The sequence below is a fragment of the Actinocorallia longicatena genome, assembly GCF_039534125.1.
Classification (GTDB): Bacteria; Actinomycetota; Actinomycetes; order Streptosporangiales; family Streptosporangiaceae; genus Actinocorallia; species Actinocorallia longicatena.
Window position 1 is genome coordinate 1 of the sequence record NZ_BAAAUV010000051.1, and the last position, 22,076, is coordinate 22,076.

18 protein-coding genes, 1 tRNA gene and 1 pseudogene are annotated in these 22,076 nt (G+C 71.9%); 12 read left to right on the forward strand and 8 right to left on the reverse strand.

Annotated elements, in window-relative coordinates; all coding sequences use genetic code 11:
* Together ABD785_RS39960 and ccrA are read left to right on the forward strand one after the other, a co-directional pair.
* Positions 1 to 4,513: SDR family NAD(P)-dependent oxidoreductase (locus ABD785_RS39960; protein ID WP_344839779.1), on the forward strand; the 4,513-nt coding region annotated here is incomplete at its 5' end.
* Between the two features lie 41 nt (positions 4,514 to 4,554).
* Positions 4,555 to 5,871 (forward strand): crotonyl-CoA carboxylase/reductase, encoded by a 1,317-nt coding sequence (ccrA, locus tag ABD785_RS39965; protein WP_344839782.1) that lies wholly within the window; start codon positions 4,555 to 4,557, stop codon positions 5,869 to 5,871.
* A 78-nt stretch (positions 5,872 to 5,949) separates the two neighbouring features.
* On the opposite strand, the gene ABD785_RS39970 is transcribed toward ccrA, so the two are convergent.
* Positions 5,950 to 6,336, reverse strand: coding sequence for an ATP-binding protein (locus ABD785_RS39970; RefSeq protein ID WP_344839784.1), 387 nt, complete (start codon positions 6,334 to 6,336; stop codon positions 5,950 to 5,952).
* Positions 6,337 to 6,476: 140 nt separating this feature from the next.
* On the opposite strand from ABD785_RS39970, the gene ABD785_RS39975 reads away from it, so the two are divergent.
* Positions 6,477 to 7,283, forward strand: a complete 807-nt coding sequence (locus ABD785_RS39975) for a GntR family transcriptional regulator (protein ID WP_344839788.1) — start codon at positions 6,477 to 6,479, stop codon at positions 7,281 to 7,283.
* 19 nt (positions 7,284 to 7,302) lie between these two features.
* Here ABD785_RS39975 and ABD785_RS39980 read toward each other — a convergent pair whose 3' ends face one another.
* Positions 7,303 to 8,565, reverse strand: coding sequence for a PucR-like N-terminal domain-containing protein (locus tag ABD785_RS39980; RefSeq protein WP_344839790.1), 1,263 nt, complete (start codon positions 8,563 to 8,565; stop codon positions 7,303 to 7,305).
* Between the two features lie 254 nt (positions 8,566 to 8,819).
* Here ABD785_RS39980 and qcrB point away from each other — a divergent pair, with 254 nt between their 5' ends.
* Positions 8,820 to 10,445, forward strand: a complete 1,626-nt coding sequence (qcrB, locus tag ABD785_RS39985) for a cytochrome bc1 complex cytochrome b subunit (RefSeq protein WP_344839793.1) — start codon at positions 8,820 to 8,822, stop codon at positions 10,443 to 10,445.
* 79 nt (positions 10,446 to 10,524) lie between these two features.
* A complete protein-coding gene (locus ABD785_RS39990) occupies positions 10,525 to 11,844 on the forward strand; it encodes a sensor histidine kinase (RefSeq protein ID WP_344839795.1) in 1,320 nt (439 codons plus the stop codon).
* Between the two features lies 1 nt (position 11,845).
* Here the strand turns inward: ABD785_RS39990 and ABD785_RS39995 are convergent, their stop codons facing one another.
* The 3 genes from ABD785_RS39995 to sigE form a co-directional block, all read right to left on the reverse strand.
* Complete coding sequence (locus ABD785_RS39995; protein ID WP_344839798.1) at positions 11,846 to 12,643, reverse strand: alpha/beta fold hydrolase; 798 nt, start codon at positions 12,641 to 12,643, stop codon at positions 11,846 to 11,848.
* A 92-nt stretch (positions 12,644 to 12,735) separates the two neighbouring features.
* A tRNA-Gly gene (locus tag ABD785_RS40000) sits at positions 12,736 to 12,810 on the reverse strand.
* A gap of 66 nt (positions 12,811 to 12,876) precedes the next feature.
* Positions 12,877 to 13,464: an RNA polymerase sigma factor SigE gene (sigE, locus tag ABD785_RS40005; protein WP_344839800.1), complete on the reverse strand. Its 588-nt coding sequence runs from the start codon at positions 13,462 to 13,464 to the stop codon at positions 12,877 to 12,879.
* A gap of 308 nt (positions 13,465 to 13,772) precedes the next feature.
* On the opposite strand from sigE, the gene ABD785_RS40010 reads away from it, so the two are divergent.
* Positions 13,773 to 15,338, forward strand: a complete 1,566-nt coding sequence (locus tag ABD785_RS40010; protein ID WP_344839804.1) for an acyl-CoA synthetase — start codon at positions 13,773 to 13,775, stop codon at positions 15,336 to 15,338.
* Here the strand turns inward: ABD785_RS40010 and ABD785_RS40015 are convergent.
* Positions 15,335 to 16,261, reverse strand: a complete 927-nt coding sequence (locus tag ABD785_RS40015) for an SDR family NAD(P)-dependent oxidoreductase (protein ID WP_344839807.1) — start codon at positions 16,259 to 16,261, stop codon at positions 15,335 to 15,337. The genes ABD785_RS40010 and ABD785_RS40015 overlap by 4 nt on opposite strands.
* A gap of 112 nt (positions 16,262 to 16,373) precedes the next feature.
* Here ABD785_RS40015 and ABD785_RS40020 point away from each other — a divergent pair.
* Positions 16,374 to 16,847: pseudogene (locus ABD785_RS40020) on the forward strand (TetR/AcrR family transcriptional regulator); the annotation flags it as partial.
* On the opposite strand, the gene ABD785_RS40025 reads toward ABD785_RS40020, so the two are convergent.
* Positions 16,791 to 17,951 carry a glycosyltransferase family 4 protein gene (locus ABD785_RS40025; RefSeq protein ID WP_344839810.1) on the reverse strand — a complete coding sequence of 387 codons (1,161 nt, stop codon included), beginning with the start codon at positions 17,949 to 17,951 and terminating at the stop codon, positions 16,791 to 16,793. The pseudogene ABD785_RS40020 and the gene ABD785_RS40025 overlap by 57 nt on opposite strands.
* Before the next feature lie 127 nt (positions 17,952 to 18,078).
* Between ABD785_RS40025 and ABD785_RS40030 the strand changes: the two genes are divergently transcribed.
* From ABD785_RS40030 to ABD785_RS40040, 3 genes are all read left to right on the forward strand, one after another.
* Positions 18,079 to 18,795, forward strand: coding sequence for a PIG-L deacetylase family protein (locus tag ABD785_RS40030; RefSeq protein WP_344839814.1), 717 nt, complete (start codon positions 18,079 to 18,081; stop codon positions 18,793 to 18,795).
* Positions 18,792 to 19,805, forward strand: coding sequence for a lysylphosphatidylglycerol synthase transmembrane domain-containing protein (locus ABD785_RS40035; RefSeq protein WP_344839817.1), 1,014 nt, complete (start codon positions 18,792 to 18,794; stop codon positions 19,803 to 19,805). Before ABD785_RS40030 ends, ABD785_RS40035 begins: the two co-directional genes overlap by 4 nt.
* Positions 19,806 to 19,902: 97 nt before the next feature.
* Positions 19,903 to 20,742: a serine/threonine-protein kinase gene (locus tag ABD785_RS40040; protein ID WP_344839820.1), complete on the forward strand. Its 840-nt coding sequence runs from the start codon at positions 19,903 to 19,905 to the stop codon at positions 20,740 to 20,742.
* A gap of 7 nt (positions 20,743 to 20,749) precedes the next feature.
* On the opposite strand, the gene ABD785_RS40045 is transcribed toward ABD785_RS40040, so the two are convergent.
* Entirely contained in the window at positions 20,750 to 21,283 is a 534-nt protein-coding gene (locus tag ABD785_RS40045) for a CGNR zinc finger domain-containing protein (RefSeq protein ID WP_344839822.1), read from the reverse strand.
* An 84-nt stretch (positions 21,284 to 21,367) separates the two neighbouring features.
* Here ABD785_RS40045 and ABD785_RS40050 point away from each other — a divergent pair, with 84 nt between their 5' ends.
* Both ABD785_RS40050 and ABD785_RS40055 read left to right on the forward strand, forming a co-directional pair.
* A complete protein-coding gene (locus tag ABD785_RS40050) occupies positions 21,368 to 21,862 on the forward strand; it encodes a carboxymuconolactone decarboxylase family protein (protein ID WP_344839826.1) in 495 nt (164 codons plus the stop codon).
* A partial coding sequence (locus ABD785_RS40055; protein ID WP_425547879.1) for an HPP family protein occupies positions 21,859 to 22,076 on the forward strand: 218 nt, incomplete at its 3' end. The genes ABD785_RS40050 and ABD785_RS40055, both read left to right, overlap by 4 nt.

Below are 22,076 nucleotides of genomic sequence, written 5' to 3' on the forward strand. Positions count from 1 at the left end.
CCGCGGTCCGCGCGGCCGCGCCCGTGCCGCCGTCGTCTCGCGCGACGCCGCCGGGCTCCGCGAGGCCCTCGAGGCCCTCGCCGTCGGCGACCCGCACCCCGCGGTCGTCACCGGGACGGCCGCCGGAACCCCCGGCGCCCCCGTCTTCGTCTTCTCCGGCTACGGCTCCCAGCGCGCCGGAATGGCCCGTTCGCTCCTCGACGAGGAACCCGCGTTCGCCGAGGCGATCGACGACCTCGACGGCCTCTTCCAGGAGGAGGCCGGGCTCGCCCTCTGGGACCTGCTGGAGACCGGCCGGATGCCCGAGGGCCCCGACGAGATCATGCCGGTCCTGTTCGCGGTCCAGATCGGCCTCGCCCGGATGTGGCGGAGCTACGGGGTCGTGCCCGCGGCCGTGATCGGGCACTCGATGGGCGAGATCGCCGCGGCGGTCGTCTCCGGGCGGCTGTCGCTCGCGGACGGCGTCAAGGTGATCGTGCGCCGGTCGAAGCTGATGACCGCGCTGGTCGGCGGCGGCGGGATGGCCGTCCTCGGCTGCGGCCTGGCCGAGCTCGACGAGTACGAGGGCCCCGTGGTCCACCCGGCGGTGCTGTCGTCGCCGAAGCAGACCGTCGTCACCGGCGAGAGCGACGCGATCGAGGCGGTCCTCGCCTGGGCCGAGGGGCGCGGCCATCTGGCCCGCCAGGTGAAGGCCGAGGGCGCGGGCCACTCCCCGCAGGTCGAGCCGCTGTTGCCGGAGCTGCGCGAGCTGCTCGCCGAGCTGAAGCCGCTCCCGGGCGAGCTGCCGATGTACACCACCGCCCTCGACTCCCCGCACCTGCCGGTGGACACCCTGCTCGACGCCGGGTACTGGGCGGCCAACCTGCGCAACCCGGTCCGCCTGGCCGACGCCGTCACGGCCGCCGCCCAGGACGGCCACCGCACGTTCATCGAGATCAACGCCCACCCGATCCTGTCCCACGCGGTCGGCGAGACCCTGGAGGGCTCGGGCTCGCTGGTGCTGCACTCGCTGCGCCGCGCGCCCAAGGGCCGGGAGACCGACGACACCGTCCACTTCCACACCCAGGTCGCGACCCTCGCCGTGCACGGTCACACCGTGACCACGGCCACCGACGGCGCCCTGATCGATCTTCCGCTGAACCCGTGGCGGCACGACCGGCACTGGATGGACTCCGCCCGCCGCGTCGCGGGCCCCGACGGCCACCCGCTGCTGGGCGCGCACGTCGAGCTCCCCGGCGAGGACCGGCACGCCTGGCAGTCCACCCTCACCTGGGACGCCCCGCACCTTCCGCTCGCGGTGCTGGCCGAGATGGCCCTCGCGGCCGGGGCCGAGATCGAGGCGTCGGCGGTGCACCGGCTGGCCGCGCCGCACCCCCTCGCGCTGGGCGGCCCCGTCACCCTCAGCACCACGCTCGCCGACGACGGCCACGTCGAGATCCACTCCCGCACCCCCGCCGGGACCTGGACCCGCCTGGCCAGCGCGGACACCGTGCAGGACCGTCGGCCCTGGCCGCACGTCCTGCGGTCGGCGGGCGACTTCGCGGTCGACTCCGGCTCGAACGCCTCCGACGTGGCGCGCGGCGCCGTCCCCGTGGTCGTCTTCGGCGCCGGGACCCAGGTCGAGGCGGCCACCCGCGGCAGCAGGCACTACCGGCTCCACCCCGAGGTCCTCGACCGGTGCCTGAGCCTGCTCGCGGCCGAGGTCGGCGAGCCGGGCTGGATCGCCGAGAGCATCGCCGAACTGCGGATCTTCGGCCCGACGCACCGCGGCGGCCACTGCCAGGTCGCCGTGGAGCACACCGACGAGGGCGTCCTCGGTTCGGTGCACCTGTTCACCGCCGACGGAGAGCCGCTGCTCGCGGCGACCGGCGTCGCGCTGGTGCGCCCCGCCGAGCTGCCGGTGCCCCTGGCCGACAAGCTCGTCGAGGCCGTGTGGGCGGAATCGGAGCTGCCGGAGGGCGACGGTGAGCCCGAGGGCCTGCTCGTCGTCGACGGTCCCGGCTTCGAGCTCGGCCCCGACACCAGGAACGTCGTGGTCGTCCCCGCCGCCACCCTCACCGACGAGGCCCTGGTACTGCTCGTCGCCGAGCTCGCGCGCACCCTGACCTCCCAGCGCCTCTGGCTCGTGACCCGCGACGCCCAGCCGGTCGGCGGCGCCGCGGGACGCCCGGAGCAGAGCTTCCTTTCGGCTCTGGTGCGGGTGCTCGGATTCGAGCAGCCGGGCCTGCGGGCCACGCTGATCGACCTGTCCGAAGGCGACGACTTCGAGCTGGTCCGGCGCGAGGTCGCGGCCGGGCTGCCCGACACCGAGATCGCCTACCGGGACGGGCGGCGTCTCGTCGTCCGGATGGCCGCGGCGACCCTGCCCGACCGCAAGCCGCGGCGCGTCGTCCGGCGCGGCGGGGCCTACATCATCACCGGCGGCTACGGCGGCATCGGCCTGGTCACCGCGCAGCTCCTCGCCGAGCGAGGCGCGGGCCGGATCGTCCTGTCGGGACGCTCGGGGCCGAACACCGACGCCGAGAAGGTCATCGCCCGGCTCCGGGAGTCCGGTGTGGACGTCGGCGTCGTCCTCGGTGACGTCGCGCAGGACGGGGTCGCCGAGCGGCTCGTCCGGGTGGCGTCCGAGGGCGGGCTGCGGCTGTGCGGCATCCTGCACGGCGCCGCCGCCATGGCCGACCGGCTCGTCGCCGAGATCGGCGAGGAGGATCTCCACAGGGTGTGGAGCGCCAAGGTGACGGGTGCCCGGAAGCTGCACGAGGCGGCCCCGGCCGACCTCGACTTCTTCGTCGTCCACTCCTCCGCCGCCGCGCTGCTCGGCTCGCCGGGCCAGGGCTCCTACGCCGCCGCCAACGCCGCCGTCGACGGGCTCGTGGCCCGCCGCCGGGCCGACGGGCTGGCCGCCACGACGATCAACTGGGGCACCTGGGCGCAGGTCGGCGGGGCCACCGAGGCCACCGTGACCGTCATCGAGGCGATCACCCCCGGCGAGGGCGTCGAGGCGCTCGAGGCGCTGCTGGCCTTCGACCGTCCGGCCACCGGTGTGCTGCGGTTCGACGCGAAGAAGGCCGTCGAACTGTTCCCCGAGATCAAGCGGATGCCGTTCTACGCCGCGCTGGTCGAGGCCGCCGGAACCGACGCCGACGACGACTGGGCCGGCCCCGGCGCGCTCCGCGAGATGGACCCCGACGACGCCCGCAAGGCCATCAGGGCCCGGGTGCGCGCCCGGGTCTCGACCATCCTCGGCTTCGACGTCGACCGGCTCGACCCGTCGCTGCCGCTGACCGAGCTGGGTCTCGACTCCCTGGTCGCGGTCCGGATCAAGAGCGCGGTCGAGCACGACCTCGGCCTGACCGTCCCGCCCGCGGTGCTGCTCCAGGGCGCCTCGGTGGAGGCGTTCGAGGACTGGGCCGCGGGCGAGCTCGGGATCGGCGGCACCGCCGCGGTCTCCGAGCGCGACGCCGCCTACGTGATGCCCCGCGACGCCGCCGAGCGGATCGTGGCCCGGATGTTCGAGGAGAAGCTGGGCCTCGAGCGGGTCTCGGTGGTGGAGAACTTCTTCGAGCTGGGCGGCGCCGACCACCAGGTCGACGAGATCCACGCCGCGCTGGAGGCCGAGCTGCACTCGGTCTTCGACCGGCTGGAGCTGTTCGCCAACCCGACCGCTGAGGGCGTCGCGGACGTCATCCGGTCGGTCGAGGACGAGGCCGCCCGGCAGACCGTCCGGCCGCTCCAGCCGCGCGGCGACGGACGCCCGTTCTTCGCCGCCCACCCCGCGGGCGGGACGACCGGCTGCTACCAGCAGCTCGCCGCGCTCATCGGGACCGCGCAGCCGTTCTACGGGCTGGAGCGCTGGGAGGACGCGCCGAGCGTGGAGGAGCGCGCCTCCCGTTACGTCGAGCACATGATCGCGACCCAGCCGGAGGGCGCCTTCCGCCTCGGCGGCTGGTCGTTCGGGGCGACCCTCGCCTACGAGACCGCACGGCAGCTCACCGCGCTCGGCCGCGAGGTCGAGTTCGTCGCCCTCTTCGACGGCGGGGTGCCGCTCCCCACCGACGACGACGCCGACAACCTCGCCCACCGGTTCGCCGGGTTCGCCGCCTACCTCACCGAGACCTACGGCATGGACGTGGATCTCACCTACGAGGAGCTGGCGGGCAAGAACGAGGACGAGATGTTCGCGCTCGTCGCCGAGCGGGCCGCACCCGTCATGGCGTCGCTGCCGCCGGCGGTGCTCCACCACCAGCTCACGTCCCACCAGGACACCCGAACCCTGGAGAGGTACACCTACCCGCCCTACGACGGCCGGGTGATCCTCTACAAGGCGCCGCTGCCGACCCCCTGGGCGGTCCAGGACGTCCGATATGTCAATCTCGACGAGACCAATGGCCTCGGTCCGCTATGTTCCGGTCTGGAAATCGTCGAGGTGCCCGAGACGCATCACCTCAACTTGCTGGACCCGCCGGGTGTGAACGTCATCGCCGCCCACCTGGCGGCTGAACTGGCCCGCTGACTCCCCTTCACTGGCGCGACCGAAACTCTGAGGAAGAACTCATGTCCGAAATGCTGCAAGCCGTAGTCAACGGTGCGTCGCGGGAGGAACTGCTCAACACCGAACTGCCCGCCTCCTACCGCGCGGCTTTCCTCCGCAAGGAAGAGATCGGGATCTTCGAGGGCGAGACGGACAAGGACGTCCGCAAGTCGCTCCACGTGGGCGACATGCCGATGCCCGAGCTCGCACCGGACGAGGTGGTCATCGCGGTGATGGCCGCAGCGATCAACTTCAACACGGTCTGGTCGGCGATCTTCGAGCCGTTCCCGACCTTCACCTACCTCGACCAGGTCGCCCGCCGGAACCCGGCCATGGCCAAGCACGTCCTCGACCAGCACCAGCTCGGCTCGGACGGCTCCGGCGTGGTCGTCAGGGTCGGCGCGGGCGTGAAGCGCTGGAAGGTGGGCGACGAGGTCGTCATCTCCCCCTGCTACGTCGACGAGGAGGACCACGGGTCCTACGACGACGGCATGATGAGCGAGACCCAGCTCGCCTGGGGCTTCGAGACGAACTTCGGCGCGCTGGGCGAGTTCTGCCTGGTCAAGGCCAACCAGCTCGTCAAGAAGCCGGCGCACCTGACCTGGGAGGAGGCCGCCGCCAACACCCTGTGCGCGGCCACCGCCTACCGGATGCTCGTCGGCAAGCACGGCGCCCAGATGAAGCAGGGCGACGTCGTCCTCGTCTGGGGCGGGACGGGCGGACTCGGCTCCTACGCCACCCAGCTCGTCAGGAACGGCGGCGGCATCCCGGTCGCGATCGTCGGCTCGGAGGACAAGGCGGAGCTCGTCCGCAAGCAGGGCGTCGAGCACGTCATCAACCGCAACGAGCTCGGGCTCGGCCCGGAGGGCTTCAAGAACCGCAAGGCCGGCCGGATCCTCGGCGAGGCGGTCCGCTCGCTCGTCGGCGAGGACCCGCAGATCGTCTTCGAGTACCTCGGCGCCGAGACCTTCGGCTCGTCGGTCTACGTGGCCAAGCGCGGCGGCAAGATCGTCACCTGTGGCTCCTCCACCGGCTACCAGCACCAGTTCGACAACCGCTTCCTGTGGATGCGGCTGAAGTCGATCATCGGCTCGCACGGCTTCAACTACCACGAGGCCGTCGAGACCAACCGGCTCATCTCGCTGGGCATGATCCACCCGACGCTCTCGAAGGTCTTCCCGCTGGACCAGGCCGCCGAGGCCACCCGCGCGGTGCAGACCAACCAGCACATCGGCAAGGTCTCCGTCCTGTGCGCGGCCCCGGCCGAGGGCCTCGGCGTCACCGACCAGGCCCTGCGCGACAAGATCGGCGAGGACAAGATCAACCTCTACCGCTCCTGACCTCCCCCCTCAAGGAACGCCCCGTCCCCTCCCCGGGACGGGGCGTTTCCCCATCCTGTGGCCGCCCGGTCCAGGCGGTCACCACAGGAGCGTGAACCAGACCCGGACCCGCCGGTCGGTGAGGCGCTCCCAGCCCCACTCCTTGGCGATCAGATCGAGGAGTGCCAGGCCACGGCCGCCCTCGGCATCGTCGGGGGGAAGCGGGGTAAGTGCCGGATCACATCGGCCACCGGGGTCGACGACCTCGATCCGGAGGGATCCCTCCGTCAGGGAGGCGGCGAGATGGACCGGCCCGTCGGACGCGTAGAGCGTGGCGTTGGTGAAGGCCTCGCTGAGGAGCAGCACGGCCGGATCGCCGGCCGGATGGCCGCGGCCGAGCCACGATCCGAGGCAGTGGCGGGCCTGGCGGACCTGGTCCGGAGTACCGGGAAAGGTCGCGCTGAGCGTGCGATCTAGAGGTTTCACGACGGGGCCGTCCGTGATGTCATCCGGGGGAGCCGAGCTTCGCGGAATCTCAGCCGGGCATTCGCTTGAGCAAAAGCAATGCTGGCCGGGGCCTGACGATCGTGTCAATATGCTTGAGCAAATCCATTGGGGAGGTTGCTGTGGGCCAGCGCTACCAAGAGATCGCCGACGATCTGCGGCGCAGGATCGCCGAAGGCGAATGGCGGCCCGGAGACGTTCTCCCCCGGATGGTGGATCTCGCGGCGGAGTACGAGGCGGCCCGTAACACCGTGGCGGCGGCCATCGACAGGCTCGAGGGGGAGCGGCTCGTCTTCTCGGCTCCCAAGCGCGGCACCGTGGTCCTGAGGCCGGGGGAGCGGCGCACCCTCCAGCGCGGGAACCTGGTCAAGCGCAGCAACCGGCATGTCGGCCCCGGCGGTGAGCGGCGGACCGGAGGCTACAACTTCCCCGCCGCGCTGTCCGGCGACGAGCTGTGGGTCCACCACGTTCCGCCGACCTCCGAGTACGCCCCGATCCCCGAGCGTCCCGCGGGCAAGCTGAAGGTCCTGGCGGGAGCGATGGTCCTGCGGCGCCGCCGGGTGACCGGTCCGGAGGGCGAGGCGCCCTTCCAGCTCAGCGACAGCTGGATCGAGCCCGTCGCGGCGGCCGAGGTGCCCGCGGTGGCCGAGCAGGGCGCCGGGCCCGGCGCCTGGCTCGACCGGCTGGAGGAGGCCGGGCACGGCCCGATCCAGTGGCTGGAGGTCCAGCGGGTCAGGATGCCCGTGAAGGAGGAGGCCGACCTGCTGGCGATCCCGCTGAGCATCCCCGTGATCGAGATCGTCAGGATCGGCTACTCGGCCCGGACGGAGCGGCCCGTCGAGGTGACCGTCGTCCGGATTCCCGGCGACCGCGTCGAGATCATCAGCCGACTGGAACGTGACGCCTCGGCGGCCTGGCCCACGAGGTGAACCAGGCCGTCATGTCCTGCTAGATGCGGCGGAGGGTGATGACCTCGCCGGAGACGGCACGGTGCTCGCCCGTGGTCGTCACGGCGCTGCCCTGCTGGAGCCGGCGGGCCCGCAGGACGATCTCCAGATCGAATCTGAGGTCGGGATCGAGGAGCTGGTCGCCGAACAGCTCCTCGAGCTGCCGGAGCCGGTAGCGGACCGTCTGGGGGTGGACGTGCAGGCGCATGGCCACCTCGTTGGCGTTCCGGCCGGACTGGAGCCAGGCCAGGAGCGTCTCGGCGAGCCGGTCCTGCTGGCTGTTGCGCAGATGCGACAAGGGGGCCAGCCGGAGGTCGGCCAGGGAGTCCAGGAGGTTCTCGTCCTGGAACATGATCAGGGTGCTCATGTGGTCGACGCAGCGGATGACGCCGTCGGCCTCGATGACGCCCCTGCCGGCGAGCTGGAGCATCTGGCGGGCCAGGTGCATCGAGCGGGCGGCCTCGGTGACGGGCACCGTCGGGCCGATGACGCCCGCGCAGTCCGCGAGGGCGCGGTCCACGAGGGCGGCCCTGCCGGGTCCGTCGGGGTCGGGGATGATCAGGCTGGGGAGGGTGCGGGAGAGGTCGACCAGGACGTCCGGCGGGAAGGCCGGCGGACGGGTGTCCTGGTGCCGGATGTCGAGGGCCACGGCGGCGACCGTCTTGGGCATCTGCCAGTGGGCGGCGGCGGCCAGATCGGCGATGGCCTCCTGACCGGGGGTGGGTTCGGTCAGGAGCAGGTCGAGGAGGCGGCGGCGGCGCCGCTGCATCTCGCCCGCGACGGCGGCCTTGGCCTGGGAGTATCCCTCGCCCGCCGCCTTGGCGATCTCGTCCTGGTGGAGGAAGACCGCCTCGCCGAGGCTGGCGATGATCCGGGGGTCGAGGTCGAAGGCGTTGGCGGACAGGCGGCGCCAGGCCACCAGGGAGCCGACGCGCATGGCGGACTGCAGGGGGTCGAGGCTGCGGCCCTCGCCGGCCTCGCCCCTGCCGATGGAGACGAAGAACTCCTCGTCGTCGAACCCGTTTCCCGCGATGCGGTCGACGAAGTGCTGGAGCGCGCGCTCCACGACGAGGCGGAGCATCGAGGCGTACGGGCCCTCGCCACGCGAGTACTCGCGGACGCGGAGCTGAATCTCGGAGATGATCTCCTCGGCCACCTCGTCCAGGTGCGGTCTGATGTGTTCGGCCAGCTCGCCCGGGATGTCAGACCAGGGGCCGAGTTCCGAGTCGCTGCTGCGAGCCGGAAGGCTCGCTTCTGCTGTCACGCGGTGAACCTCCAACCGGCGCTCAAGGCCCCCCGCACCTGGGAGCAACCAAGTCACCGCGGCCACGGTGACTGAGGGTGATTTCTTACATGATTGTGGGTCAAATCATGTCCTGAGGTGTTCCAGCCTCGCCAGTGTAGGTCTCTCGACGACCAGGTTCGGCCGCCTTGCTCAGGCAACTTCTGGGTATCTTTCCGCGGCCACCGGGTAGCGAGAACTTGTTGCAGTCTTGTCTCTCCCTGGCAGGAGCCGCCATGGACGCGAGCGAGCACCCCCTGGCCGCTACCGGTCGGGCCGTCGACGACAGGTTCGGCGGAGCGGCCTTCACCAAGAAGGCGATCCGCAAGGCCTTTCCCGATCACTGGAGCTTCCTGCTGGGCGAGATCGCCCTCTACTCCTTTCTGATCATCCTCTTGACCGGCGTGTATCTGACCTTCTTCTTCAAGCCGTCGATGACCGAGGTCGTGTACGAGGGCTCCTACGGCCCGTTGCGCGGCGTCAAGATGTCCGAGGCCTACTCCTCGACGCTGCACATCACCTTCGACGTGCGCGGTGGCCTGCTCGTCCGCCAGATCCACCACTGGAGCACGATCCTCTTCCTGGCCGCGATCCTCGTTCATATGCTGCGCAACTTCTTCACCGGCGCATTCCGCAGACCGCGCGAACTCAACTGGGTGATCGGCGTCCTGTTGTTCATGCTGGTGATGCTGAACGGCCTCTTCGGCTATTCGCTTCCCGACGACCTTCTCTCCGGAACGGGACTGCGCATTCTCGAGGGCGTCACCCTTTCTCTTCCCGTCGTCGGCACTTACGTGACGATGTTCCTGTTCGGCGGCGAATTCCCCGGCGAGGCGCTGATCCCGCGGCTGTTCACCGTCCACGTCCTGCTGATCCCGGGCCTCCTGCTGGCGCTGATCCCGCTGCACGCGATCGTCCTGACCTGGATGCAGACCCACACCCAGTTCCCGGGCCGCGGCAGCACCAACAGGACCGTCAGGGGGTACCCGTTCTTCCCCGTCTTCGTGGCGAAGACCACTGCCTACCTGCTGTTCGTCGCGGGCGTCACGACGCTGCTGGCCACCTTCTTCCAGATCAACCCGATCTGGCTGTTCGGCCCCTACGACCCGTCGGCGATCTCGGCCGGATCGCAACCGGACTGGTACATGGGCTTCCTCGAGGGCTCGCTGCGGATCATGCCCGGGTGGGAGATCACCGCGGCCGGTCACACCCTGCCGATGAGCGTGATCATTCCGGCGCTGGGCGTCCCGGGGCTGCTGTTCACGGGGCTGGCCGCCTACCCGTTCCTGGAACGGTGGGTCACCGGCGACCACGGGGTCCACCATCTGCTGGACCGGCCGCGGGACGTCCCCGCCCGCACCGGGATCGGCAGCGCCGGCGTGACGTTCTACGGGGTGCTGTGGGCGGCGGGCGGCAACGACGTCCTCGCGGCCAAGCTCAACCTCAGCCTGTACGCGACGACCTGGTTCTTCCGGGTCGCCATCCTGCTCGGCCCGGTGCTGGCCTACATCGCCGCCTACCGGATCTGCCTCGGCCTCCAGCGCAGGGACCGCGAGACGATCGCGCACGGCCGCGAGTCCGGAGTCATCGCGATGTCGCCGGAGGGGGAGTTCACCGAGCTGCACGTCCCCGACCGGGAGCCCGGGCGGATCACCGACCCGCGGCCCGCCCCCGCCGTGCCGCTGCCGCGCGCCGCCGCCGACGGGGTCAGGCCCCCGGGGGCACGGCGGCCGCTCGGCCGGATCAGGGCCTCGCTCAACGGGGCGTTCCGCGCCGATCTCGCCGTCCCGCCGGGGCCGGGCGCCGCCGATGGCCATCTTCCTGCCAAGGAACAGAAAGCGGAGGTCACCGGGCCGGAGTGAACAGCGCGGTCGCTGGCAGCGGCGTGCCTTCCTTGGAAATACTGGCGAGATTCCCTCGCCGTGCTCCGGAAGGATCCGCATGCGGCTGTTGCCACGGTCGATCCGGGTCCGAGACACGCTCATTGCCGCGCTGCTGTCCGGGCTCGTCTTCGGTGCGCTCGGCCTCGGCGCGTCCGCGCTGATCACCAGCTCCGTCAAGAGCGCGACCTTCGACAAGGCGCAGAAGGCCGCCCGGCGGGTCTCCGCCGACCTGCGGGCGGGGGTGCTCAGGGACCCGATCCCGGTCGACCGGGACGCCCGGCTCATCCAGGTCGTCGACGCCAGAGGCGATGTGATCATGTCGAGCGGGCCGGTGCGCGGCAGAAGCCCGATGAGCGCCCTGCGGCCGTCGGCGATCGAGCGGGTCGTCGACGTGATCGAGTGCCCGGCGCCGGACGGCGGCTGCTACGCGGTCGAGGCGATCAGGACGACCGCGGACACGCAGGCGCCGATCGTGCTGACCGCGGTGCCGCTGCCGACCCTCGTCATGGGCTGGTCGCTCAGCCTGATCGTCGCGGGCATCGTCCTCGCCCTGATCGCGCTCACGGCCTGGGCGACCTGGCTGATGGTCGGCCGGACCCTCGGGCCGATCGAGGCGATCCGCGCGCAGCTCTCGGAGATCAGCGCCACCGATCTCAGCCGCCGGGTGCCCCAGCCGCGCGGCGAGGACGAGATCGCCCAGCTCGCCCGCACCGCCAACCAGACGCTCGACCGGCTGGAACGCGCGGTCTCCCGGCAGCGCCAGTTCGCCTCCGACGCCTCGCACGAGCTGCGCACCCCCATCGCCGGGCTGCGCGCCAGCCTGGAGGAGGCGGCCCTCTACCCTGACGACATCGACGTGGCCGCGACCGTCGAGGACGCGCTGCGCGACACCGACCGGCTCGAGGCGATCGTCACCGACCTGCTGCTCCTGGCGCGGCTCGGCACCGTCGGCGCGGCCCGCGAGGACCTCGACCTCGGCGAGCTGGCCCGCGCCGAGCAGCGTGCCGACGTCACGGTCGCCGCCGAGGACGGCGTGATCGTCAACGGGGTCCGGATGCAGGTCGTCCGGGTGCTGGCCAACCTGCTGGACAACGCCGAGCGCTACGGCGGACCCCCTGTCGCCGTGCACGTCCGCCGCGACGGCCGGGACGCCCTGCTCACCGTCACCGATGAGGGCCCCGGCATCCCGGAGGCCGACCGTGAGCGGATCTTCGAGCGCTTCACCCGTCTCGACACCGCCAGGAGCCGGGGCGCGGGCGGCACCGGCCTCGGCCTGGCCATCGCCCGCGACGTGGCCCTCGCGCACGGCGGCACCCTGATCGTCGAGGAGAGCCCGGCCGGGGCCCGCTTCGCCCTGCGGCTGCCGCTGGCGGACTGAGTCAGGTCCCGGCGGGAGCCAGCGCGGAGCTGGTGCGCAGGATGACGGAGGCGACCATCGCGGGATCGTCGCTCATCGGGATGTGGCCGCACCCCGGGAGCCAGACGTGCTCGACATGCGGGAGCAGGGCGCGGGCGCGGAGCGCCTGGGAGGTCGGCAGGATCCGGTCGCGGGTGCCCCAGGCGATGGTGACGGGCACGTCGAGCAGCTTGCCCGCGAAGCGGACCCCGCGGCCCGCCTTGACGGTCTTCTCGAAGCCGGGCGCCTTCGCCATGGCCTTCGCGTCGGCGACCAGGACGTCGGGATCGACCAGGTGGGGACGTCCGTAGAGCATCCGGAACATCAGCGAGCGCTGCATCGGGGAGGCCAGGATCCGTTCCAGCAGCGCCCCCGGGACCGACGCGCCGAGCCGCATCGCCCGCAGCACCGTGGTCGCGTACCGGAATCCGGCCTCGTCGTAGAACCCGGCGGGGGACAGTGCGGTGGCCGAGGACACCAGCCCCCGGTCGGCGGCCTCCAGCGCGAACAGCCCGCCGAGGGAGTTCCCCGCGATGTGCGGCCGGACGAGCCCGAGCCGGTCGAACGCCTCGGCCAGCCGCTCGACGACCGTCTCGATCGCGTAGGAGGAGCCCTCGTCGAGCGCGGGCGAGGCGCCGAACCCGGGCAGGTCGACCGCGATCACGTCGCGCTCGGCGGCCAGCAGGTCGAACACCGGCTCCCACGCCTGCCAGCGGTGCCCGATGCCGTGCAACAGGACGAGGGGAGGCCCCTCGCCGCGGCGTTCGAAGACGATGTCCATGGGAGGCGACGCTATGCGGGAGGCGACCGTCCGGTCATTAAAGGCCGGTGACAGAAAAAAGCCCGGGACGTGTCCCGGGCTGACAAGAATCCTGGAGCGGAAGACGGGATTCGAACCCGCGACCCTCACCTTGGCAAGGTGATGCTCTACCACTGAGCCACTTCCGCGTGCCGCCCGCGTGAACGACCGGGCGACGAGAGTGAACACTATCGGATGGAGGGCGTTTGCTCGAATCAGACGGGCGCGACCTCGCCGGTCTCCACGACCGGCTCGGCGACGGCCTCGACGAGGTTCTCGGCGGGGCGGCGGTGCTCGAGCTGCTTGCGGAGCTGGGCGCGGCCCCGGTGGATCCGGCTGCGGACGGTGCCGAGCTTGACGTTGAGAACGGCCGCGATCTCCTCGTAGGTGAGCCCCTCGATGTCGCAGAGGATCACCGAGACCCGGTATTCGGGGGCGAGGGAGTCGAGGGCCTTCTGCACGTCGGGGTCGAGGTACTGGTCGTCGACGACCTGGGCGGGCCCGGCCTCCTTGCTGCGCAGCCGCTCGGCGGCCTCGTCGGTGAGGGCGTCGAACCGGATCCGCTGGCGGCGGCGGGCGCCGTCGAGGAACAGGTTGGTGGTGATCCGGTGCAGCCAGCCCTCGAACGTGCCCGGGGTGTAGGACGACAGCGAGCGGAAGACACGGACGAAGACGTCCTGGGTCAGGTCCTCGGCGTCGTGGCGGTTGCCGGTCAGCCGGTAGGCCAGGCGGAAGACCCGATTCGAGTGCTGGGAAACGATCTCGTCCCAGCTCGGTGGAGTCCAAGCGACCGTAGCGCTCATGTCTCCTCGCCCCCCTGCTCCGTGTTGCTCAATTGTTATGGACAGCCTCTCGGATGCCCCATAAGACGTACGTTAAGCAGTCTTCGGTTCAGCCGTGTCCGGGGTCACATTTCGCGAGGTGCGATCATCAAACCTGAGCGGAGTGCTGGCAAGGTGTCTGGCCGCCGCCCCTAGACGTGCAGCTCAGTGGCCTGGTATCGAGGGAAGGGCCTGTGAGCCAGGTCATTGAGACGTTTTGTCAGCGGGTATTGCCGGTTAACCCCGCGGAAACGAAGATGGCCCCACCCGCCCCCTCCCGGAGGAGCACCATGTCGACGTACAACCTGGCCGATCTTCTGGAACTCCTCGCCGAGGCGGGCCCCGACCGTCCGGCCCTCGTGGCCGGCGACGTACGGCACACCTACGGCGAGCTCAACGCCCGCGCCAGCAAGGTCGGGCACCATCTGGCGGCGCAGGGCGTCCAGCCGGGTGAGCACGTGGCGATCCTGGCCTGGAACCGGGCGGAGTGGCTCGAGGCGTTCTTCGGGATCTACAAGGTCCGCGCCGTGCCGATCCCCGTCAACTACCGCTACGTGGCGGGCGAGCTGCACCACGTGCTGTCGGACTCGCAGGCCGTGGCGCTGATCGGTGAGCGTTCCCTGCTGGAGCGCGTCGACCAGGACGCCCTGCCGCACCTGCGGCACGTGGTGATCCTCGAGGACGGCGGCACCAACGAGGTCGCGGGCGTCGGCTACGAGGAGGCGATCAGGGACCAGCCGGAGACGAACGACTTCCCGGCCCGCTCCAACGACGACCGCTACATCATGTACACCGGCGGGACCACGGGCTACCCCAAGGGCGTCGAGTGGCGGTCGGAGGACATCTTCTTCGGCGCGATGGGCGGCGGGAACGTCCTCGGCGACCCGATCACCAGCCCCGAGGAGATCAGGGCCAACGCCGAGGCGTCCCCAATGTGCGCGCTGGACTGCGCGCCCGTCATGCACGGCGCGGGCCAGTGGGTCGCGCTGATGTCGCTGTTCAGCGGCGCCCAGGTCGTGCTCTACACGAACCACAACTTCGACCCGGCGGAGGCCCTCGGCATCCTCGCCCGCGAGAAGGCCAATGTGATCATGGTGGTGGGCGACGTGATGGCCCGCCCCCTCGCGGCCGAGCTCGCCAAGGGCGGCCACGACACCTCGTCGCTGTTCGCCATCGCCTCCGGCGGCGCGCCGCTCACCGAGCACGCCAAGGACGCGCTGAAGGAGCACCTGCCGTTCGCGATGTTCCTCGACAACTACGGGGCGTCCGAGACCGGGGCGTGCGGCCCGTCGGTCGGCGGCAAGGAGGGCACCGCCCGCTTCCAGATGAAGCCGGGCATCACGGTCCTGGACGACGACCTGAAGCCCGTGCAGCCGGGCGAGATCGGCAAGCTCGCCCGCAGCGGCCACATCCCGATCGGCTACTTCAACGACCCGGCCAAGTCCGCCACGACCTTCTTCACCGACGCCGACGGCGTCCGCTGGTCGGTCCCCGGAGACTTCGCCTCGCTGGAGCACGACGGGACGATCGTCCTGCTCGGCCGCGGCTCGCTGATGATCAACACGGGTGGCGAGAAGGTCTACCCCGAAGAGGTCGAGGTCGCGATCAAGGACCACCCGGGCGTCTACGACGTCGTCGTGGTCGGCCTGCCCGACGAGCGGTTCGGCCAGCGGGTCGCCGCCGTGGTGGCGCCCGTCGCGGGCTTCGAGCTGACCCTCGAGGACATCGTCGACCACTGCCGCGACCGCCTCGCCGGCTACAAGCTCCCGCGCCAGCTCCAGCTCGTCACCGAGGTCCAGCGCACCGCCGTCGGCAAGTCCGACTACAAGTGGGCCAAGTCCGTCCTGGGGGTCTAGGAGTTCCCGACGAGGTCGAGTGAGACCTCCCACAGCCGCTCGGCCGCGATCGGGTCGAGCGCGTGGGAGGCCACGCCGTTGCGCGCGGACAGGCGGTCGCGCTCGGCCTCGTTGCAGTCGTCGAAGTAGCGGCCGCCGATCCCCTCCAGCAGCGGGGAGGTCGCGAGCAGGATCGATGTCGCCGCCCCCTGCCCGGGCGTCTTCCACTGCATCGCGCCCGCGCCGGCCGCGACGCGCATCCGCTCCAGCTCCTCGTCCGGGACGTGGCGCTGGAGGTTGGTGCGGATCCCGCCGGGCATCAGCGCGTTGACGGTGATGCCGTCCTCGGCCCAGCGCCTGGAGGCCTCCACCGCGAACAGGACGTTCGCCGACTTCGACTGCCCGTAGGCGGAGAAGGGGTCGTACTCGCGCCGCTCGAAGTGGATGTCGTCGAAGACGATCCCGGACCGGTGGTGGGCGCTGGAGCTGACCGACACGACCCGGGCCCGTCCCGCGGCCCCGAGAGCCCCGTGCAGCCCGGTCGTCAGGGCGAAGTGGCCGAGGTGGTTGGTCGCGAACTGCATCTCCCAGCCCTGCGGGGTCCGCTGGAGCGGCGACGCCATGATCCCCGCGTTGTTGATCAGCAGGTCGAGGGGGCCGTCCCAGGCGGCGGTGAAGGCCGCCACGGACGCCTGGTCGGCGAGGTCGAGCGCCCCGACCCGGACCCGGCCGCCGATCTCACCGGCGACCTTCTCCCCGGCCGCGGTGTCCCGGACGGCCAGGGTCACCTCGGCGCCCGCGGAGACGAGCGCCCTGGCGGTCTCCACCCCGATCCCGGACGCCCCGCCCGTGACGATCGCCCGCTTCCCGGTGAGATCGATCCCCTCGATGACCTCGGCGGCGGTGGACTCCGCCCCGAAGGGCGTGGTGATGCGCGTGCTCATGATCGGTTCTCCCGCGTTGGTAGACTGAAAGCGGAGGATCCTCCGCTATGCCTCCACGCTAAGCGGAGGAGGCTCCGTTTTGCAAACGGACGAGCGAGATGAGAGGTACGTCATGCCGCCGCGCCCCCTGCGCGCCGACGCACAGCGCAACCGCGACAGGCTGCTGGAGACGGCCGTCGAGGCCTTCTCCCGCGACGGCGACGCCACCCTGGACGCGATCGCCAAGGAGGCGGGCGTCGGCATCGGCACCCTCTACCGGCACTTCCCCACCCGGGAGGCCCTGGTCGAGGCCGCCTACCGCAACGAGCTGACCAGGCTGTGCGACGCCGCGCCCGTCCTGCTGGCCGGGCGTCCGCCCGAAGAAGCGCTGCGCGAGTGGATGGGCCTGTTCCACGGCTACATCACCACCAAGCAGGGCATGGGCGACGCCTTGCGCGCCCTGATCGACGCGGGCGGCGACCCGTTCGCGGTCAGCAGGGACTCGATGCTCGCCGCGATGACCCTCCTGCTGGAGGCGGGCGCGGAGACGCTACGCGGTGACGTCCCTGCCCTCGACGTCCTGACCGGCCTCAGCGGCATCTGCATGGCCAGTGCGGACGAGGTACAGGCCGGCCGGCTCCTCGACCTTCTCCTCGACGGTCTCCGCAGGCGCTGAGACGGCCACCGCCGGACGGGCGACCGTGCCGTAGATCCGGTCGAACGCCCCGAGGACGGCCGGCCAGGTGCAGCCGTCGGAGTCGGTGGAGCGGTTGGCCGAGGCGATCGTGTGCCGCAGGTCGTGGTCGGTCACCATCCTGACCAGCGCGTGCGACAGCTCCGCGGTGTTGGCGCCCAGCAGCCCCTCGCGCCCCGGCCGGACGAAGTCGGCGACCCCGCTGGCCGCGTGCGCCACCACCGGCACCCCCGCGAGCCTCGCCTCCAGCGCGGCCAGCCCGAACGACTCCCGGCGGGCCGGCGCCACGAACACGTCGGCAGAGGCGAGGACCTCGCGGACCTCGGACCGGTCGAGCCTGCCGGTGAGCTTCACCCAGCCCTCCATCCGGTACCGCCGCAGGTAGCGGCGGATCGCCCCGGCGGCGGGACCGTCGCCGACGATCGTCACCCGGATCGGGGCCCGGGCCCCGGCCGAGCGCAGCACCCTGAGCAGGGTGAAGGGCTCCTTGCGCGGGGCGAGCCTGCCGACCGCGACCACATGGACGGCGCCCGTCGGCAGCCACGGCCTGATCTCGCGCCACGGCCCGGTGTCGATGCCGTTGGGGACCACGTGGACCTCGCCGCCGAGCGTCCGGCGGATCGGCACGGCCGCCGCCTCGCTGACGGTCGTCACGGCCGCCTCCGGCGGGATGATCCGGCGGTGGGCGAGCCCGGTCGGCCGTCCCCACAGGCTGTGCACGGTCACGACCGTCGGGACGCTCCGGCAGTCCCGCATCGCCCGCCACGCGAACGGCGACACGACCCCGGTGTGGACATGGACGACATCGGGCTGGAAGTCGGCGACGATCCGCCGCACCGAGCCGAGCACCGGCAGCGCCCAGGGCAGCCGGGCCCCCACCCGGACCAGGCCGGGAAGGGCCTCGCCCGGCGTCGCGGTGGCCACCCGCACCTCGTGGCCCGTGGCGCGCTGGGCCCGCGCGAGATCGTCCACCTGCACCTCGATGCCGCCGAGCCGGGGCAGGAAACAGTCGCTCACATGCAGGATCCTCACCTGCGTGAGTCTCGGGATAAAGAGTCGCGAAACCGCCCGGCGGCGTCCGCACTGACCCAGGTTTGACCCGTGCCATAAAGGATCTTCACCGAAGGGCGGGCATCCAGGTGGGGTGCGGACCTGCCTGTTCTTCCACGCCCATCCCGACGACGAGTCGCTGCTGACCGCCGGGCTGATGGCGCGCCTCGCCGCGGAGGGCAACCGGGTGGTCCTGGCCGTCGCCACGGCGGGGGAGGAGGGGCTCGCCGCCCCGCAGGCCGGGCCGCTGGGCGAGGTCCGCGTCCGCGAGCTGCACCGGTCGGCGGCGATCCTCGGGTGCGCCCGGGTGGTCCTGCTCGGCTACCGCGACTCCGGTCTCGACGGGAGCGCGCCGGGCGGCTTCGCCTCGGCCCCGGTCGCCGAGGCCGCCCGGCGCCTCGCGGACGTGCTCGAACAGGAGGACGCCGACCTTCTGACGATCTACGACGCGGCGGGCGGCTACGGCCATCCCGACCACGTCCAGGTGCACAGGGTGGGGATCGAGGCCGCTCGGCTGGCCGGAACCCCGCTCGTCCTGGAGGCGACCGCCGACCGGGACCGGATCCTGCGGTGGATGCGCCCGTTCCTGCGGGTGCCGCCGCTCGGCCAATGGAGGCGGGCATACACCCCGGGCTCGGAGATCACCCATCGCGTCGACGTCCGCCGGTACGCCCGCGTCAAGCGGGCCAGCATGGCGGCGCACGCCACCCAGGCGGGCGGCGGCCTCCGCACCCTCGGTGTCTGCCGCAGGCTGCCGATGTCCCTGTTCAGGGCCGTGTTCGGCACCGAGTACTACGTGCGGAGACCATGAAGCGGGCCGCCCTCTCGGCGGCTTCGCTGATCCTGGCCTTCGGGCTGCTGGCCCTCATGCCCCGGCTGGTCGGCGTGAGCTGGGCGGAGATCTGGCAACGGCTCGGCTCGATCGAACCGTGGGCGCTGGCCGTCCTGGCCGTGGTCTGGATCGCCGGGCTCGGCGCCTACACGTTCGTGCTGACGGCGTCGCTGCCCGGGCTGTCGCACGGCAGGGCGTTCATGCTGAACGCCGCGGGCAGCGGGGTCAGCAACCTGCTGCCGTTCGGCGGCGCGGCCGGGGTCGCCGCGACGTTCGCGATGGCCACGGGCTGGGGCTTCACCCTCCCGGCCATCACGGTCTCGACCGTGGTCAGCGGTATCTGGAACGTGTTCGCGCGGCTGCTGCTGCCCGCCGTCGGCATCCTCGCGCTGCTGTCGATCGGCAGGCTGCCCAACCGGCAGCTCTCGGCGGCCGCGGCGACCGCGGGGATCACCCTGATCGCGATCGCGCTGGTCATCGCCGTCGCGCTCCGCTGGGAACCGGCGGCCCACCGGGTCGACCGGCTGCTCCAGCGGGCGGCGGAGCATCTGCCGCGGCGGGCCGGTGACCTGCTGCGCTCCGCGGGATCGTCGCTGCTGAGAGTGCGGACCGAAACCCTCGGGGTCCTGAGCGCGGGATGGCAGCGGCTGACCCTCGGGATGGCCGGGTACATGCTGCTCCAGGGGGTGCTGCTGTTCGGCTGCCTGTGGGCCGCGGGGGACTCGCTCCGGGTCGCCGAGACCCTGGCCGTCTTCGCCATCAACCGGGTCCTGACCAGCGCCGTCGTCACCCCCGGCGGATCGGGGATCACCGAGACGGGCACCGCGGCGCTGCTGGTCCACTTCGGGATGGACGCCTCCGCCGCCGCGACCGCGGTCGTGCTCTACAGCTTCTTCACCCACGTCATCGAGATCCCGCTCGGCGGAGTCGTCTGGGCGGTCTGGCTCAACCGGCGCGGCAGGACGCCCGCGAACTTGCCCGAAGCTTGAGCCTCCGCTGGATGTTTCGGATGACCAAAACGGGCAGAGAGGTCGCGAGGGACCCGGCGGGTGGGTTCACGTGCGAAACGGGGGTCGTCCGATTCTTGTGTCTGGGCGATACCGACTCCTCGACGAGGCGGGCCGCGGTGCGATGGGAGTCGTGTGGCGCGCCCACGACGAGGTCCTCGACCGTTCGGTGGCCGTCAAGGAGATCCTGCTCCCCGCCGACGCGGACGCCGACGGGCGCCGCCGGCTCTGCCGCCTGCTCACCCAGGAGGCCCGGTCGATGGCCAAGCTCCGCCACATCGGGGTGGCCGCCGTGTACGACGTCATCGTCGCCGCGGGCCGTCCCTGGCTGGTGATGGAGTACCTCGACGCCCCCAACCTCCAGCAGATCATCGACGAGCAGGGCAGGCTCGACCCGCGCCAGGCCGCCGAGATCGGCCGTCAGGTCCTCGCGGTGCTGCGCGTCGCCCATGTGGCGGGCCTGCTGCACCGCGACGTGAAGCCCAGCAACATCATGATCTGCCCGGACGGCCGGGTGGTCCTCACCGACTTCGGCCTGGCGGTCCGCACCACGGACAGCTCCACGGCCTGCCTGGAGGGCTCCCCCTCCTACATCTCGCCGGAACAGGCCTGCGCCGACCCGCTCACCGAGGCGTCCGACCTCTGGTCGCTCGGCGCCACCCTGTACGCGGCCGTCGAGGGCAGGGCCCCCTACCGCCGCGACGGCGCCCTCGCCTCGATGGTCGCCATCCTCATCGACGCCTACGAGCCGCCCGCCCACGCGGGCCCCCTCCGCCCGGTCATCGACGGCCTCCTCCGCAAGACCCCGGAGGACCGTCTCACCGGCCCCGAGGCCGCCCGCCTCCTCGACCGCCTCGAACACTCCGGCCCCCGCCTCCTCAACCTCTTCCGCCCACCGAGAACCGTCGCCAGGGCCTAGGCACGCCCTAGTCGTTCTTGTGCTGGGCGTAGTAGCGGGCGGCGCGGGCGCGGTTGCCGCAGGTCGTCGAGCACCATTCCTGCTTGGAGTGGCGCTTCAGGAAGTACAGGACGCAGCGGGGTGCCGGGCAGACGCGGACCTGGGGGAACAGGGGGCCCGCGAAGAAGTCGACGGCCGCGTCGGCGAGGACGGCCAGGGGGCCGCCGTGCACGGAGTCGCGGGTCTCGCGGGGGGCGTCGTCCCAGACGAGCCGGCGCAGGACCGGCGCGGCCGAGGCGTTGACCAGGGCCAGGGCCTGCGGGAACGGCGGGAGCGCGGCCGGGTCGGCGGGGCTCGGCGGATGGGGCGCCACCGCCTCGGCGAACAGGGCGCGGACGGCCTGGCGCAGCGCGACCAGAGCGTCGAGCGGCACCGGGGCCGGGTCGGGGAGGTTCGCGGCGAGCCACTCCCGGGCCGAGGACTCGGTGGCCAGGGCGTCCGTCAGGCCGCCGCGGGTGGCGCGGATCGTGCTCGCGAAGCGCAGTGCCAGCGGATCTTCCATGACCTCAGTCTAACGGGTATCACTTCTTCTCGCCGTTATGTTATAACGGACATCGCTACAAGATTCCGTTAGAAGGAGCGGGTCGTGTTCAAGGCTGTGGAAGAAGCGCCGCTGCTCGACGAGGTACGGACGCGGATGGGCCGGGTGCCGAACATGACGCGGGTGATGGCCGGTGCCCCCGCCGTGCTGGAGGGCTACCTCGGGCTGGCCGGGGCGTTGAAGAGGGGGGCGCTGCCGGGGGCGACCTCGGAGCGGATCGCGCTGGCCGTCGGGGCGGCGAACGGGTGCGGGTACTGCGTCGCCGCGCACACGTTCACCGGGAAGCGGGTGGCGAGGCTCACGGACGCGGAGATCGAGGCCGCCCAGGCCGGGACCTCGGCGGACGCCAAGGAGGCCGCCGCCGTGGCCTTCGCCAGGGAGCTGACCGAGACGAGGGGGAACGCCGACCCCGCCGCCGCGCTGGCCGCCGGGTGGACCGAGGAGCAGGTGCTGGAGATCATCGCCCTGGTGGCGCTCCAGACCCTCACCAACTACGTCAACAAGGTGGCGGAGACCGAGAACGACTGGCCCGCCCCGTGACGCCCGTGGTGCGGCCGGTCGTGACCGCGGTCCTGCTGCTCGCGCCGCTCGCGGTGGCCCAGGGGGTGGGCGGGGAGCCCTATCTCGCGCCGCCGCTCGCGGCCTCGGCCGCGTTGATCGCCGCGACCCCGGCGGCACCGGCGGCCCGTCCGGGCGCGGTCGGGTTCGGGCACGCCGTGTCCGTCGCGGCCGGGCTGCTGGTCGCGCTGGGCGA

Excerpts from the sequence above, each read along its gene's own strand:
- ccrA (WP_344839782.1), top strand. The coding sequence starts at position 4,555 with ATGTCCGAAATGCTGCAAGCCGTAGTCAACGGTGCGTCGCGGGAGGAA.
- qcrB (WP_344839793.1), top strand. The coding sequence starts at position 8,820 with ATGGACGCGAGCGAGCACCCCCTGGCCGCTACCGGTCGGGCCGTCGAC.
- ABD785_RS39990 (WP_344839795.1), top strand. The coding sequence starts at position 10,525 with ATGCGGCTGTTGCCACGGTCGATCCGGGTCCGAGACACGCTCATTGCC.
- ABD785_RS39995 (WP_344839798.1), bottom strand. The coding sequence starts at position 12,643 with ATGGACATCGTCTTCGAACGCCGCGGCGAGGGGCCTCCCCTCGTCCTG.
- sigE (WP_344839800.1), bottom strand. The coding sequence starts at position 13,464 with ATGAGCGCTACGGTCGCTTGGACTCCACCGAGCTGGGACGAGATCGTT.
- ABD785_RS40010 (WP_344839804.1), top strand. The coding sequence starts at position 13,773 with ATGTCGACGTACAACCTGGCCGATCTTCTGGAACTCCTCGCCGAGGCG.
- ABD785_RS40015 (WP_344839807.1), bottom strand. The coding sequence starts at position 16,261 with ATGAGCACGCGCATCACCACGCCCTTCGGGGCGGAGTCCACCGCCGCC.
- ABD785_RS40035 (WP_344839817.1), top strand. The coding sequence starts at position 18,792 with ATGAAGCGGGCCGCCCTCTCGGCGGCTTCGCTGATCCTGGCCTTCGGG.
- ABD785_RS40045 (WP_344839822.1), bottom strand. The coding sequence starts at position 21,283 with ATGGAAGATCCGCTGGCACTGCGCTTCGCGAGCACGATCCGCGCCACC.